Genomic DNA, 14,106 nt, shown 5'->3' with positions numbered 1-14,106 from the left:
GTTCAAAGCCCCTGGTGACCCCGTGTAGGATGGGCTTGTTGAGGGAAGAAGAAGAGGAAAAGATGAAGACGTTTTTGACACGCCGCGGGACTTTTGGTGGCGCCAACCGCGAACAGGCTGACCAGCAATTACTGCGTTCCAAAGTGGAACCGGGATGGACCAACGGCGACCCGTGGCGGGTGCTTCGGATTATGGGGGAATTCGTTGACGGCTTCGAATCGCTGGCTGACATCGAGAAATCCGTCACCATTTTCGGCTCGGCGCGAACTGCAAAGGACGATAGATATTACCGTCTCGGGGAAGATCTGGGGCGAGTCTTTGCGAAGGCCGGATACACCGTCATTACGGGTGGCGGTCCGGGATTGATGGAGGCGGCCTCCAAGGGGGCTCACGAAAATGGTGGGCTCGCGGTGGGGCTCGGGATTGAACTGCCCCACGAACAGGGGATGAATGACTATATCGACTTGGGGATTGAGTTTAGGTATTTCTTTGTTCGTAAAACGATGTTCGTCAAGTATGCCCAGGCTTTCGTCGCGCTGCCGGGGGGATTCGGAACTTTGGACGAACTTTTCGAAGCCGTGACCTTGGTCCAAACCCATAAAATCCAAAAATTCCCCATCGTTTTGGTCGGTCACGAGTTTTGGGATGACCTGGTGAAGTGGTTGAAGAAACGGCTGGTTACCGAAGGAATGGTGAGTTCCGAAGAAGTCGCCTTGATTCAAGTCGTGGACACGGCTGAAGAGGCGCTTTACGTCGTGAAAGAAAATTCCCTGCAGTTCCCGTGACCCCAAAACCGCTCCAATTTCGATATAATTGCGTTAACAAGCCGTAAATTGGAAAAGAGGCACCGATGGCAGCCATGAAACCCCGCACTGGGGACGGACCCCTGGAAGTCACTAAAGAACCGCGCTGCAATGTGATGCGCATTCCCGCTGATGGCGGGGGGCGTCTCGTGATTGAACTAAATGATGAGGAAGTAGCCACTCTCGCGAAGGAACTCGAAAAATTCACCAAGTAGCGCCCGCGCTGTAAATATTCGAAGGAGCCTATCATTTCTGGGGATAAGACGCTCAGTTGGTCATACGCTGAAGACTTTTTGCTTGAATCTGATGCGATTGCTGCGGCACGGGCTCGCGGGGAAGAACTCGGGGCAGTTCCGGTTTCTCCCGCTACTGGCGCGGCTCTGCGAATGTTGGCGGGGGTCTCGCGGGCTCGCGCGGTGCTGGAAGTCGGGACAGGCGCGGGAGTTTCCGCGCTGTGGACTTTGGCTGGGATGCCTGATGACGGCGTTTTGACAACGATTGACTCTGAAGCGCAGGTTCATCAAATCGCCAAGGAGTTATTTCATCAAGCGGGAGTGCCGCTGACGCGGGTGCGGATGATTACCGGACGCGCCTTGCAGGTTTTGCCGCGGATGAGCAAAAATGCCTACGATATGGCGATTATCGATGGGGATCCGCAAGAAACTCAAGCCTATATTGACCTGCTCTATCGGGCTTTACGGCCCGGGGGAGTCTTAGTGGTGGCGCACGCCTTGTGGCGTGATTCTGTGGCGGATCCAGCAAGGCGCGAGCCCGACACGGTGGCGCTTCGTGAGGCGTTGCGGGCGATTCGGGAATCGGACGATTGGACTGAGAATCTTTTGACCTGCGGGGACGGGCTCCTGGTGGCGGTTAAGAATCGCTAGACGGAACAGTCAGGGACGGTTTTCCTTCGCAAAAATTTACCAATGGGGACGGGCCAAAATGGTAAATCTCAGATTTACCATTTTGGCCCGTCCCCATTGGTAAATGAGTAGGTTGACTCGGCTACGCCGTTAGGGTCAGACCCTTCTGGTTACATTCGCTTTGCTCATTCCACCAGAGAGGTCCGACCCGTCGGCTCCGCCTACTTGACTGTCACGTTGAGGCGATGTCCTTTGAGGGATTCCGAGCGGGTTTTGAGTTCCGCTGCGAGCCCGCGCAAAGCCGCGCCAGCCACGGATTTCCCGTTGGCGGCTGCCTCGGAGCCCACAATCGGTTCTCCGTTATCCGAGGCCTCGCGGTAGGCGATTTCCAAAGGAATCTGCGCCAAGAGTGGCACCGGATAGCCGAGAATTCCCGCGAGCCGGCGCGCCACGGTTTCCCCGCCACCGGTTCCGAAAATCTCCATCCGAGATCCACCCGGGCCTTCGAGATAGCTCATATTCTCGACTACGCCCACGACCTTCTGGTTCGTCCCGCTGGCGATAGAACCAGCGCGTTCGGCGACTTCCGCGGCTGCCTGTTGCGGAGTTGTGACAACAATAATCTCCGCGTTCGGGAGGAGCTGGCCGACCGAAATCGCCACGTCTCCGGTCCCGGGCGGAAGATCGAGCAACAACACATCCAGATCCCCCCAGAAAACCTCGGAGAGGAACTGTTCCAGAGCGCGGTGCAGCATCGGCCCGCGCCACACGACCGGCTGGCCGTCCGGTACGAACATGCCCATCGAAATAACCTTCACCCCGTGCGCGGTCGGCGGCATCATCATGTTCCCCACCGGAGTCGGTTGTTCCCCTTCAACCCCGAGCATTCGCGGAATCGAGAAACCATAAATATCGCAATCCAACACCCCGACCTCGAGGCCAAGATTCGCCAGTCCGACCGCGAGGTTCGCCGTAATCGAGGACTTCCCGACTCCGCCCTTCCCGGAGGTGACGGCGTAGACGCGGGTGAGGTTCCCGGGCTGGGTGAAAGGAATCACCGGGCGGGCTCCCATGAGTTTCTCGCGCAACTTCTCGCGCTCCTCATCTGTCATAGTGTGCATCTTCACAGTAACCTGCGTGACGCCCTCGACTGCCATGAGTTGGTCGTGAACATCTTGTTCAATTTGGGTTTGCAAGGGGCATCCCGCAATGGTCAGCGCGATTTGTACCTCGACTTGACCCGAGTCATCAATGGTTAAATCGCGAACCATGTTGAGTTCAGTAATGGGGCGATTAATTTCCGGATCCTTGACTTTTTCAAGGACTTTCATCAATTCATCTGTAGTTACAGTCATAGGTTCCATGCTATCTTTTCATTCGTTAAAAGTCCGAACGAGGGTTTAGGCTAGATACCTGTTATTGAGGGTGAGACCAGGGGAAGGAGACCTGCGGGGATGAGCCAAAGTGCGAGCCAGGGAGCGAGCCAAAGCCTGAGCGTCAGCCAAAGCCAACAAAGCGACAGCCCAAGCCGAAGCGCCACGCCGGAGGCAACCACGCCTCCTCCCGCTAGCAAGTCTGGGAAAATCCCTCGCTACCAACTGCGGGGACTTGATGGCTTGCGGGCGCTAGCGGCTCTCGCGGTTCTGGTGTATCACGTGGCTCCGAACTGGATGCCCGGCGGATTCATGGGCGTCGATGTGTTCTTCGTCCTGTCGGGGTTTTTGATAACCGCCATCCTTGCCAAAGAAAAACATCGGACGGGAAAAATCCGCTTGGGACGCTTCTGGGCAAAACGATTCCGCAGGCTATTCCCGGCCGTAACTCTAACGGTGCTCGTCACAGTGCCGCTAGCCGCGTTAGTGAACCGCGACTTCCTCGTCGGAATCGGACGCCAAGTCATCGGCTCGCTTACTTTCACCTACAACTGGCTCAACATTTTCTTCGGCCAGTCATACTTCGACCGAGCCAATCCCCAGTTCTTGTCGAATATGTGGACCCTCGCGGTGGAACAGCAGTTCTACCTATTTTGGCCTTTAATCCTGCTCCTGGTCTTCCGGCTCCGTGGCCGCTACCGCTGGATTGTCCCCGCAGCCTTGGCTGGGGTTTCCGTGGCGGAAATGGCCCTCATGAAAGCCGGACACTTTGACCTCACCCGCATCTATGAGGGAACCGACACCCACGCTTTTGGGCTCATGCTGGGGGCGATGCTCGCGATGATGTTCCCGATGGCCTTGGAAAACACCCCGCACTATCTGGATAAATCCACGGTGAAACTGCGCGGGGGAGTGGCCTGGCTGGGGATGGTCGGAGTCTTGGTAAGTTTCCTCATCATTAGGGACAGCGACAACTTCACCTACCCTTGGGGCGTGCTGGCTGTGAGCGTGTTGACAATCGGCATTATCCAAGCCTGTATGGAGGAGGTTTCGGGGGTGAGCGGCCCCGGACAGGTTCTCGTGGAACTCTTGAGTTGGCGCCCGCTCGTGTGGCTCGGATTGCGCTCCTACTCGCTATATCTGTGGCATTGGCCGGTGTTTGTCCTTGTGATGGGGATGGCCCCGCGGCTTCCGCAATGGCTGTCCCTGGTCATTATCTCGATTCTCTCCGTTCTGGCAGCGCACCTGTCCTACACTTTCGTGGAAAACCCGATGCGTAGAAACGGCATGGTCAAGACCTGGCAACAGTGGATGGGTCACTTCACTAAGGGATGGCCCTTGTTGAAACGAAACGTCTTTTCCCTGCTCGTTGCGGTGGTGCTGGTGGCTCCGCTGGTGGTGGCCATGATTGTGGCTCCGGCCAAGTCGAGTGGGGCTGCTCTGGTGGAGCAAGGTCAGGCGTTTTTGAAGCATCAACAGTCTTCCAGCGCCCCCGCGATGCCGGGAGCCGAAGACTCTCAGGGCTCAGCAAAGACCCCGCCAGAGAAGAATCCGCCCGAAAAACCCACGACTTCTAAAGATTCGAAGGCCAGCGCTAAACCCAGCGCCTCTCAGCCCCCGATTCAGGGATCCGAGGTGGATATTATTGGCGACTCGGTTACTCTCGCCTCGGCTCCGAAACTCGCAGCTAAGCTTCCCGGGGTGAATATCAACGCCGAGGTGTCCAGGTCTTCTGCAGCCGGCTTGTCGATTATGCGGGCCATGCGCGACCAGGGGACGCTCCGGCCCTACCTGGTGTTTTCGCTGGCCACGAACTCGACCTTCCGCGCTCAAGACGGGGAGCAATTGATGAAAGAGGTCCCTCCCACCACGAAGATTGTCTTCGTGACCGGACACGGCAAGCCCTCCCAGTCATGGATTGAGATTTCAAATCAAACCATATATTCGCTGGCGGGAGCGTATCCAGATCGGGTGAAAGTCGCGGCCTGGGATGCGGCGATTGCGGGGCATCCGGAGCTACTGGCGGGTGACTCGGTTCACCCGGAGCCGGGCGGCCAAGATATTTATGCCCAGCTTATTTTTGATGCCATCCAGCAGTTCACGAAGTAAAGACCCAGCCGACGAGCCTTCGAGACTGTGGCGAACTCACTGGAGCAGGCTCTGAACCCAGGCCTCCACCTCGTTGGCCGTGCGGGGGATTCCGGCGGAGATACGCTCGCATTTCCCGTCCGGACCCACGAGAATATCGTCCTCAATCCGAACCGAAATCCCGCGATATTCCTCGGGAACAGCGAGGTCATCTTTCCGGAAGTAGAGCCCCGGCTCAATCGTGAATACCATGCCGGGCTCAAGCCGAGCCCCGCTATACATTTCCTGACGCGCCTGGGCACAGTCGTGGACATCGATCCCGAGGTGGTGGGACGTCCCGTGAACCATCCAGCGGCGGTGATACTGGCCTTCCGGCTCTAAAGATTTCTCCCACGACACCGGCAAAATGCCCCATTCATCAAGGCGCTTGGCAATAACTTCCATCGCCGCGTCGTGAACATCGGAAAAAATACAGTCCGGTTCGTTCGCCCGCGCAAAAGCCGCATCGGCCGCGTCCAGCACTGCCTCGTAGACGCGGCGCTGAATCTCGGTGAAGTGCCCGTTTACCGGCAGAGTCCGCGTTATATCGGCGGTATAGAGCGAGTCCAGCTCCACTCCGGCATCAATAAGAATCAAATCTCCGTCGCGCACCTCCCCGTCGTTTTCAATCCAGTGGAGGGTTGCAGCGTGTTCCCCCGAGGCCGCAATCGTGTCGTAGCCAAGCCCATTGCCGACTTCACGGGCGCGCGCCCCGAACGCACCTTCGATAACGCGCTCGCCGCGGAAGTGACGAGTCGCCCGCGGGAAAGAACGGATTGCCTGTTCAAAGCCCTCTTTAGTGGCAGCGACAGCGCGGCGCATCTGGTCTATCTCCCAAGCGTCTTTTCGAAGCCGCAACTCGGAGGTCGCTTCTTCCAGTTTGTCATCCAGCGTCTTGGCGGACTCCGCGTCGATGCCGGCGCCCGCACGAACCTCGTTGACAAGCGCGGTCACTTCCGCATCCGAGGTCGCAATCATCGCAATCTGAACCTGACCGGCATCTTTGGCCAGAACATCTGGAAGAGTGTCCAGGTGTTCGCAGTGAATCCCGCTCATCCGCTCAAACTCTTCGAGACTCGGGCGCACTCCCACCCACAGCTCCCCGTAGCGCGAATCGGAATAGAACTCCTCGGATTTCCGAGAAGCGCGGGGGCGGAAATAAATCGTAGCGGTGTGAGTGCCTTCAGCCTCTCCGATTTCACCTTCCCTAACCGGATTCAAAACGAGAACCGCATTCGGCTGGCGGTCAGTCCCGAGGCCGGTGAGATGCGAGAAGGCAGAGTGGGGACGGAAACGATAATCATTGTCGTTGTTGCGGGTCACCAAAGCGCCCGCCGGAACCACGAGGCGGACTCCGCGGAACTGCTCACCGAGTTTGACGCGGCGCTGCTGGGCGAAAGGTGCCGCCTCGGTTCTCTCATAGCCTCCCGTGGGACGCGGACCCCAGTTATCTCCCATAAACTTCCGGAATTCAGCGGATTTGGGTTGGCGAGAACGGTTCTTCGAGCGAGTATCTTTTTGGTCACTAGTCATGTCTCCATCCTACGCCGGTAAACTGGTCTTATGGCATTACGTATCGACCCTCACGTTCATTCCGCGCTCTCCGACGGCACCGACTCGCCGCGAGAACTGCTTGAAAAAGCGGTAGCAGTCGGCCTCGATGTTATCGGCGCGATGGACCACGACACCTTTGACCATTGGGACGCTTTCCGTAAGGCGCATGCCGAGATGCTGGCAGTGGGTGGGAATCCTCCGGCCATCATTCTCGGTTCAGAGGTTTCCACCTCGGTCAATCACGCTCCGATTCATCTCCTGGCCTATCTTCCCGACCCCAGTCGCGGGAATATCGCGGCGGTGCTGAAAAACGCGCATCACGACCGGCTGGCACGAATGAAGCGAATGGTCGCGAAAATCAATGTTGATTATCCTCTGACTTGGGAAGACGTGGAGGCGGAGATTACAGGTCTCACCCCAGGGAGGCCTCATATTGGCGATGCTTTGGTTCGGAAAGGATATTTCCCGACCCGCCAGGAGGCCTTCGAAAAAGCCCTAAATCCGGGAAGTCCCTACTATGTTTTCCGCCCCAATATCGACACTTTCGAAGTGGTGGAGGCGACGCTCGCGGACGGCGGGGTTCCGGTGATTGCCCACCCGTTTTCAAAGGGACGCGCCAAACATGTTCTCGCTCCCGAGGTGGTGAGAGACCTCGCGAAAGCGGGAGTGAAAGGCATCGAGGTGAATCACCGCGAAATGGTCGGGGAGGCTCGCCAGTTGGCTTGGGATTTGGCCCAGGAATTGGGATTGTTTGTTTCTGGAGCCTCGGACTACCACGGCACGGGGAAACCGAACCGGCTGGGGGAAAACACCATGCCGGAAGAGAGTCTGCGGATTATCCTGGAACTCGGGGTGGTGCCGCTGCTGGGTTCGATTGAGTTTACAGAACGCTAAGGAACTGGGAGCAGCGTTTTTTCGAACCAAGGCGCTTGGGAAGCTAGGAGTTAGGTCACTCCTGGGGCTCGGGCGCCTCATCGTTGCCTTGCAGCGGCATCGCTCCATCGGATGCGACTTCCGCTTCTTCGGCCTGTTGCCGCGCCGATTCAGGGTCATCCGGAGGCTTGCGAATCAAGGCGTTTAGGGCGATACCGACCACTCCGGCCACCCCGATTCCAATGATGAAAGCCCAGATGACGCGGTTGCCACCGTCTTGGCCGACATCGGGGAAAACGAAGAATTTCACGAGTCCCGCAATCAGCGCCCCGACAAAACAGAATACATAGAGAGACCCCGCTTCGCGGTGAGCCAAGGCGCGAACCAGCGCTACGACCCCACCCCAGAATCCGGCCGCAAGAAGAATCGCCCCGATGAGCTGGGTGTTCTCCTCGGGGCTCAGCATGGAGAGAATCCCGAGGGCAATGATGCCGCCGAAAACTACGCCTTCAAAAGGGGTGAGGTGATCAATCATCAGTCGTCTCCCTTATGCACGCGACGAGTCCGCTTGCGTTTGCGATCCTTCTTGGAGCCTTTGGGGGAGTCCTTCAGATGGTCTTTTTTCGAACCGTCTTTCGCGTCTTTTCGGGATTTGGAGTCTCGGTTGTCGTGGTGTTTCTTGCCCTTGGGGCGCTCGTCTTGGTGAGAGCGACCGCCGCGTTCTCCGCGACCGCCACGTTCCTTCCGTCCGCCGCGACCTCCTCGACCGTCTCTACCGTCCCGTCCGTCCCGACCGCGGCGCGGACTGCCCATCGAATCTCCACCGAGATCCTCGAGTTCCTCGGCGGAGAGTCCGGCCCGTTTCCGCTGGGAACGTGGGAGATAACCTGGGGCGTCTTGGGGAATATCGAGGTCAGTAAAGAGATGGTCCGAAGTGTGGTAGGTCTCGACCGGGTCTTCCATCCCCAAATCCAGCACCCGATTAATGACCCGCCACCTGGTGACATCCTCCCAATCCACGAAGGTCACGGCGGTTCCGGAATGGCCGGCGCGAGCGGTGCGTCCGATACGGTGGAGATAAGTTTTATCGTCCTCGGGGCACTCATAGTTGATGACGTGGGTGACATCATCAACGTCGATGCCGCGCGCGGCCACATCGGTCGCGACCAAGACATCGACTTTGCCGTGGCGGAAAGCCCGCAAGGCGCGTTCGCGGGAGGATTGCCCGAGGTCACCGTGGATGGCTCCGGCGGCGAAACCCCTTTCGGTCAAATCATCAGCCAACCGCTGGCAGTTTCGCTTCGTGCGTGTAAATATGATGGTCAGGCCACGTTCGCGCGCCTGGAGAATCCGCGCGGTGACTTCGACTTTGTTGAGAGAATGTACCCGATACGCGAACTGGCGGACTTGGCGAACGGTCTTGGAATCATCCGCCGGATCGGCGGCGCGAATATGGGTCGGCTGGTACATGTAGCGCCTCGCCAGGGCTACCACCGGCCCGGGCATGGTCGCGGAAAACAGCATCGTGTGCCGGTCTTTCGGGGTCGCGCCAATCAGAGTCTCCACGTCGGGGAGGAATCCCATGTCGAGCATCTCATCGGCTTCATCAAGGACGAGGGTTCGGACTTCCCCTAGGCGCAACACCCCGTGTTTCATGAGGTCAATCAAGCGTCCCGGGGTTCCGACCACGACTTCGACCCCGCCTTTGAGTGACTCGATTTGGGTCTCAAAACCGACCCCGCCGTAAACCTCCAAAACCCGCGCTACTCGGTGGGCGGCCGCGGAGCGGATTTCAGCGGCAACCTGTTTCGCCAACTCGCGGGTCGGCAACAAAACCAAAGCCTGCGGGGCTCCCGGCGCATCGAGGTCCTCCCAGCCTTCATCGCCGGGACCAATGATGTCGTGGAGAATCGGGATGGCAAACCCGAGGGTTTTCCCCGTTCCGGTTTTCGCCTGGCCGATAATATCGTGGCGTTCGAGAGCCACCGGCAGGGTCAGGGCTTGGATGGGGAAGGGGTGGAGGATGCCCTTGTCAGCAAGGGCCTCCACGATTTCAGGCTCCACATCGAAATCCGCGAAAGTTTTGTCCTGGTTGGCCTCCAGGTCGTTGACTCCCGTGATGTCGGCGTCAACCTCGTTATCGGCGGCCATCGCTTCCAGGTCTGCTTCGCTTGTCACTGATATTCTCCAAATCTATGTCTCGTTGAATTCCCATTCTATCTCGAACGGAGGCCCTCAAAATTCGGTAACTGTTTCGTTGACCACATCCGGCCATTGCAAAGTCGCTTGTAGATTCGCCTCGCAAACTGCGGATTCCCCGCCCAAAGCAGTCACCTGGAAAGCCTGAATCTCCGAAAGTGTCTTCAGGGTCTCGCGATCAAGGGGCTGGCATTTCGGTGGCAGCAAGAGCAGTGGCCCGTCTGAGAGTTTGCCTCCCGCCACCGCGTCCGCAAACACATCCCCTCGCGCGAGGTAGGCGCGGGTGGTGGGGCGGAGCCGGTAGGCCTCCCGAGCCACTTCCCGTGATGTGGCGTAGCGGTCGGGGCCGGCGAGGCGGGTGGCGGCACGACCCACGGCAATATCGCTCAACAAGGTGACTGGAACCGCTCCCAGCCCGCCCAGGGCAACGACGCGTTTCACCTGGAGGTCGGCGGCGAGCTGGCGGATGGTGGCGATGGTTGGGGCGGATGAATCCACCAAAACGATGGGCCCGTCACTAAGGGCGGCGCCGGCAAGAGCGTCGGGACTCGCGGAACCTCCGGGACCGAAGGCTTGCGCCAAGTAAAGCGAATCGGCGGCGGCGCCGGTGCGGCGGGCAATAATAATGGAAGTTGCGACCCGATTCGAACCCCCGAGTCGGGTGGCTTTTCGACCCGCGGCAACCTCATAGAGGCGCGAATCAGAGACCGCTGCCGGTCCGCCGAGGGCAATAATCTCTTCGGGGTTGAGGCGCTTGATGACGGAGGTAACTGTGTCGGGGAGCGGGTGGCCTTCCGGTGGTAGCAACAGTACCGGACCATCCTTCAAAGCCCCACCCACCAGGGCATCAACGAGAATATCGGAGCGAGCCAGATAGATTTTCTTCGGGGTTCCGGTCGCGTTCCCGCTCCCGGCCATCGCGAGGGCGATTTTCGCGGCGGTCTCAATCCGGTCGGCTCCAGCAATCCGATTGGTGTGAAGATCCGGAATATGCGGCTGGGGATCTTGATAGTTCTCGATCCCGTCCCCGTCAGCGTCCCCGTAGGGGTCGGCGGGCCAAGAAGAGTTGAAGAGATCCACGGTATAGGAGGCGCTAGTGGGAGTGTTCGTACAGCCTGCGGCGGGCTGGATTCCGGTGACGCTCACCTGGTATTTGGAAGTGGCGTAAAACTCTGGAATCGTGAGGTTCGACAAGGGGACTTTGAAAAGAACCGTGTCATAGCCGGCATAGTCCCAGGGCGTGAGGCTCGGGTCAACCCCGGGCTCGTTGCGGCGGATAACTTCGAGAGGGATTGCACCGTTCGGCCCAGTGAGAGTGACTTTAGCGGAGCGAAGGTCGGAACAGCGCGCCGAGAAGGACCAGCGAGAAATAGACTCGTTTGCGCCGGTCGGAAGGAGTTTAGTGGGGAAAAACCCGGCGGCGGGCCAGGTGATGGTGTTCGGGCTGGGGCGGCCATCTTCCCACAAAGGGGGATTGAGAGGACGACCAGCTTGCTGGTAGGAAGAGTCGAAAAGCTGGAGGGAAGAAGCGGTCGGGCCGGAGGTTCCAATGGAGACAGCGCCGATAGCGGCTCGGGCTTGCTGCGGGGCGAAAAGTTCGAGGCGGTGGCCGAGATTATCGTTGGAATTCGAAGTGGAAGCCTCCGTGATGTAGCGCAGGATTTCGGTGGCAGGAGTGACGATTCCCTCGAGACGGGCGATAACTCCGGCGCTGGAGGCGAGTTGGGCGTCATCGGTGACACAAGCCGCGCCTTGGATAGCGGCCGGGTTCGGGGAGGCCACCGGGCCGATGGCGGCAGTGAGCGCCGCGGCTTGGGCGGGAGCGCTTGCCGGAGAGTCTAGCGGAATCTCTATGGGAGCTAAGCCGTTCAAGGAACGCATATAGTTCCAGGCCATAAGCATTTTGGTGGTGGCTTCCGGATTGGCTTGGCCGGGGGTACAAGAAGAAATGATGGAGCCGGTGGAAAAGGGTACTACCGCGTTGGCGTTATCCCAGACGGTTTCGAAACGGGAGCGAGCCGCGTCTTGGGTGGTGTCTCCGGCAGTGGGAGCGCTCTCGGTGGTGGCGGGTGCGGGTTCGGCGGGGATGGCGTTTGCGGGAAGGGAGGAGTTCAACAAGGGCGTGGCCGCAAAGGCGAGCGACATTGCGGCGCCGGTCGCTAACGACCCGCGGAAAACCCGAGAAGCGAAAAAATCATGCACTTTCCTATTTTCCGACATTTAGGCTCTCCTGTCTTGGATTCGGGTTCGGCTCTTCATAGAATGTTCTCATGGATACCACCCCCACCTCTCGCGATAATCTTCTCGGCCTGGTTGCTTTTGCGCGGATAACGGCCTACGCCCGGCTCGCTCGAGATGTTTCCCAGACAACAAACTTCGCCGACCAGCTTTCCTTGGCGCGGATGGGCGTGTCTTTTGTCACGGCGATTGATGACCTGGAGGCTTTTGCGGTTCGACGCGGGCTCGATTTGGCGGAACTCACCCAGCCTTACGTCGGCTTCTTTGATGACATGGAGGCGCGCACCCGGCCGCGGGACTGGTGGGAGCGCATGGTGAAAAGCTATGTTTTCGTCGGCGTTTTGGTCGATATGGAGATGCTCGTCGGGAAGAGCGTCGGGTCGGAGTTGAGCGAAATCCTCGGGGTTGCCGGCGCGACGGGCCACGCCGAGTGGGTGCGGTCGCGGTTGACCGGGGCCATCGCGGAGGATCCGGCCTTGACTTCGCGGCTTTCCATGTGGGGGCGCCGCGTCGCGGGCGAGGCCCTGGCCGGAGTGAAGAACTTGCTCGAAACCTATCCGGATCTTGTCGAAGAGGGGCGTACTGCTCGCGAAATCGCTGACCAGATCACGACCGCGCACTCTCGGCGGATGGAAGACCTCGGCTTGACTTTCTGACTGGTGCGATAGCGGGCGACTGTTGCGGTGGCGCAGGATTCCTGTCACCAACCCGAATTTTGCAGGAATTCCTCTAAACCAAATGCGAATTTTGCAGGTTTTACCTTCTTCGGTCGCGGTAAAAGCGCGGTTGATACATGGTTGAAAGAAAACTGACTTATTTCCCGATTTTTATGGTGCTGTTTTTGTAGCGCACTTGGCGGTTGGATTTGAGCGTAGCCGGCGGGTCAGACCTCTCGTAGCCGCTGGGTCGGACCTCTCTGGCGTAACCGGCGGGGTCAGACCTCTCGGTGTGTAATTTGCTTCGCAAATTACACACCGCTTCCTTGGTCTCGGAAGTGCTCGCGCAAGCGCGGCACTTCGCTCGACCTTCGTCGCGGAGGCGTAATCGCGTCAGCGATGCAGCCAGAAGGGTCTGACCCCACCGGCGTAGCGAGCTTGCGAGGGTGTAGCCACAAGGGTTTGACCCAAACGGCGTAATGAAGACACGACATTCCGGAATTTGTGGCGAGAATTTCGACACGAACCCGCCTATACGCTCCTTGATGGCGAAATTTGCCTCTCATTTTGATGGTTCCATACCGTTTCATTTATACCCCCGAGGTTCCATAATGGACTTATGTGGAAAATCAAGGTCGATTTAGTCAAGGAGTGGTTGGACTCCCTTGATGATGACACCTTGGCGCAAGTTGTGGCAGCTTTGCGAATCCTTGCCTAACGGGGTCCCGCTTTGCGTCGTCCCTTGGTTGATGTGGTTAAAGGTTCGCGTCACTCCAATATGAAAGAGCTTCGCCCAGGCTCGTCCGGAAAAAGTGAAGTAAGAATCTTGTTTGCTTTTGATCCAGTTCGCCAGGCGGTTCTTCTTTTGGCTGGGGATAAAGCGGGGGATTGGAAGGGTTGGTATCGGAAAAACATACCGCTGGCTGATGAGCTCTATGACGATTATCTTCGGGGACTTGGAAAGGAAGGATGATGGAAATGTATATGGAAGACTACTTGGAGAAGCGCCCGGTTGATGAGGCAAAGGTTGCGGCGCACAAGGAGCGCATGCTTGGCGAAATGTGCGCCTATGAGTTGCGTGAGCTCCGCAAGAGCGCTGGGCTGTCGCAAGTCGAGTTGGCCGGACGCATCGGGGTTTCGCAACGCCAAGTTTCCAAGATTGAAAACGGGGATCTGGAAAACTCCAAAGTTTCCACGATTCGCCGCTACATCGAGGCTCTCGGCGGAAAACTCGAGGTCGAATGTCTCGTGGGCGACAAACGCCTTGCTATTGCCTAAGGTTTGCAACAGTCCGGTTAGTCCCATGTGTTGTTGTAGGGGGTGGTGTGGTGGAGTTCGTTCCAGATGATTCCGTCGCCCCATCCGGGGAGGCTTCGCCTGGTGATGTGCTGGTTTTCTTGGTTTAGGTAGTATTCCTCGA

General features: G+C 58.4%; 13 protein-coding genes. 8 read left to right on the top strand and 5 right to left on the bottom strand.

What is annotated here, in order from left to right; genetic code table 11:
* Positions 1 to 62: 62 nt before the first annotated feature.
* From FYJ63_RS09850 to FYJ63_RS09840, 3 genes are all read left to right on the top strand, one after another.
* The gene (locus FYJ63_RS09850; RefSeq protein WP_154546279.1) at positions 63 to 785 is read left to right on the top strand and encodes an LOG family protein; all 723 of its coding nucleotides are present in this window, start codon (positions 63 to 65) and stop codon (positions 783 to 785) included.
* Positions 786 to 850: 65 nt separating this feature from the next.
* A complete protein-coding gene (locus FYJ63_RS09845) occupies positions 851 to 1,018 on the top strand; it encodes a DUF3117 domain-containing protein (protein WP_154546240.1) in 168 nt (55 codons plus the stop codon).
* 78 nt (positions 1,019 to 1,096) lie between these two features.
* Positions 1,097 to 1,687, top strand: a complete 591-nt coding sequence (locus FYJ63_RS09840; RefSeq protein ID WP_154546238.1) for an O-methyltransferase — start codon at positions 1,097 to 1,099, stop codon at positions 1,685 to 1,687.
* Between the two features lie 200 nt (positions 1,688 to 1,887).
* Here FYJ63_RS09840 and FYJ63_RS09835 read toward each other — a convergent pair whose 3' ends face one another.
* Entirely contained in the window at positions 1,888 to 3,021 is a 1,134-nt protein-coding gene (locus FYJ63_RS09835) for an Mrp/NBP35 family ATP-binding protein (RefSeq protein ID WP_154546235.1), read from the bottom strand.
* Positions 3,022 to 3,120: 99 nt separating this feature from the next.
* Between FYJ63_RS09835 and FYJ63_RS09830 the strand changes: the two genes are divergently transcribed.
* A complete protein-coding gene (locus tag FYJ63_RS09830) occupies positions 3,121 to 5,148 on the top strand; it encodes an acyltransferase family protein (protein ID WP_154546233.1) in 2,028 nt (675 codons plus the stop codon).
* 36 nt (positions 5,149 to 5,184) lie between these two features.
* On the opposite strand, the gene FYJ63_RS09825 is transcribed toward FYJ63_RS09830, so the two are convergent.
* Positions 5,185 to 6,699 carry an aminopeptidase P family protein gene (locus FYJ63_RS09825; RefSeq protein ID WP_154546231.1) on the bottom strand — a complete coding sequence of 505 codons (1,515 nt, stop codon included), beginning with the start codon at positions 6,697 to 6,699 and terminating at the stop codon, positions 5,185 to 5,187.
* 30 nt (positions 6,700 to 6,729) lie between these two features.
* Between FYJ63_RS09825 and FYJ63_RS09820 the strand changes: the two genes are divergently transcribed.
* Positions 6,730 to 7,614 carry a PHP domain-containing protein gene (locus FYJ63_RS09820; protein ID WP_154546229.1) on the top strand — a complete coding sequence of 295 codons (885 nt, stop codon included), beginning with the start codon at positions 6,730 to 6,732 and terminating at the stop codon, positions 7,612 to 7,614.
* Positions 7,615 to 7,669: 55 nt separating this feature from the next.
* Here FYJ63_RS09820 and FYJ63_RS09815 read toward each other — a convergent pair whose 3' ends face one another.
* From FYJ63_RS09815 to FYJ63_RS09805, 3 genes are all read right to left on the bottom strand, one after another.
* A complete protein-coding gene (locus FYJ63_RS09815) occupies positions 7,670 to 8,128 on the bottom strand; it encodes a transglycosylase (protein WP_229770125.1) in 459 nt (152 codons plus the stop codon).
* Complete coding sequence (locus FYJ63_RS09810) at positions 8,128 to 9,744, bottom strand: DEAD/DEAH box helicase (protein ID WP_154546277.1); 1,617 nt, start codon at positions 9,742 to 9,744, stop codon at positions 8,128 to 8,130. Before FYJ63_RS09810 ends, FYJ63_RS09815 begins: the two co-directional genes overlap by 1 nt.
* An 84-nt stretch (positions 9,745 to 9,828) precedes the next feature.
* Positions 9,829 to 12,012, bottom strand: a complete 2,184-nt coding sequence (locus tag FYJ63_RS09805) for a cell wall-binding repeat-containing protein (RefSeq protein WP_229770124.1) — start codon at positions 12,010 to 12,012, stop codon at positions 9,829 to 9,831.
* Positions 12,013 to 12,062: 50 nt separating this feature from the next.
* Here FYJ63_RS09805 and FYJ63_RS09800 point away from each other — a divergent pair, with 50 nt between their 5' ends.
* From FYJ63_RS09800 to FYJ63_RS09790, 3 genes are all read left to right on the top strand, one after another.
* Entirely contained in the window at positions 12,063 to 12,686 is a 624-nt protein-coding gene (locus tag FYJ63_RS09800; protein WP_154546227.1) for a ferritin-like fold-containing protein, read from the top strand.
* 730 nt (positions 12,687 to 13,416) lie between these two features.
* On the top strand, positions 13,417 to 13,659 hold the full coding sequence (locus tag FYJ63_RS09795; RefSeq protein WP_268233725.1) for a type II toxin-antitoxin system RelE/ParE family toxin: 243 nt from the start codon (positions 13,417 to 13,419) through the stop codon (positions 13,657 to 13,659).
* Positions 13,656 to 13,964: a helix-turn-helix domain-containing protein gene (locus FYJ63_RS09790; RefSeq protein WP_229770122.1), complete on the top strand. Its 309-nt coding sequence runs from the start codon at positions 13,656 to 13,658 to the stop codon at positions 13,962 to 13,964. The genes FYJ63_RS09795 and FYJ63_RS09790 overlap by 4 nt, the downstream gene beginning before the upstream one ends.
* The last annotated feature ends 142 nt before the right edge of the window (positions 13,965 to 14,106 follow it).

It is taken from the genome of Mobiluncus porci (genome assembly GCF_009695935.1).
Classification (GTDB): Bacteria; Actinomycetota; Actinomycetes; order Actinomycetales; family Actinomycetaceae; genus Mobiluncus; species Mobiluncus porci.
The sequence above is the reverse complement of the archived record's forward strand: the minus strand, read 5'-3'. Positions and strand labels throughout refer to the sequence as shown.

Excerpts from the sequence above, each read along its gene's own strand:
- FYJ63_RS09800 (WP_154546227.1), top strand. The coding sequence starts at position 12,063 with ATGGATACCACCCCCACCTCTCGCGATAATCTTCTCGGCCTGGTTGCT.
- FYJ63_RS09805 (WP_229770124.1), bottom strand. The coding sequence starts at position 12,012 with ATGTCGGAAAATAGGAAAGTGCATGATTTTTTCGCTTCTCGGGTTTTC.
- FYJ63_RS09825 (WP_154546231.1), bottom strand. The coding sequence starts at position 6,699 with ATGACTAGTGACCAAAAAGATACTCGCTCGAAGAACCGTTCTCGCCAA.
- FYJ63_RS09810 (WP_154546277.1), bottom strand. The coding sequence starts at position 9,744 with ATGGCCGCCGATAACGAGGTTGACGCCGACATCACGGGAGTCAACGAC.
- FYJ63_RS09815 (WP_229770125.1), bottom strand. The coding sequence starts at position 8,128 with ATGATTGATCACCTCACCCCTTTTGAAGGCGTAGTTTTCGGCGGCATC.
- FYJ63_RS09835 (WP_154546235.1), bottom strand. The coding sequence starts at position 3,021 with ATGACTGTAACTACAGATGAATTGATGAAAGTCCTTGAAAAAGTCAAG.
- FYJ63_RS09850 (WP_154546279.1), top strand. The coding sequence starts at position 63 with ATGAAGACGTTTTTGACACGCCGCGGGACTTTTGGTGGCGCCAACCGC.
- FYJ63_RS09830 (WP_154546233.1), top strand. The coding sequence starts at position 3,121 with ATGAGCCAAAGTGCGAGCCAGGGAGCGAGCCAAAGCCTGAGCGTCAGC.
- FYJ63_RS09820 (WP_154546229.1), top strand. The coding sequence starts at position 6,730 with ATGGCATTACGTATCGACCCTCACGTTCATTCCGCGCTCTCCGACGGC.
- FYJ63_RS09790 (WP_229770122.1), top strand. The coding sequence starts at position 13,656 with ATGATGGAAATGTATATGGAAGACTACTTGGAGAAGCGCCCGGTTGAT.
- FYJ63_RS09845 (WP_154546240.1), top strand. The coding sequence starts at position 851 with ATGGCAGCCATGAAACCCCGCACTGGGGACGGACCCCTGGAAGTCACT.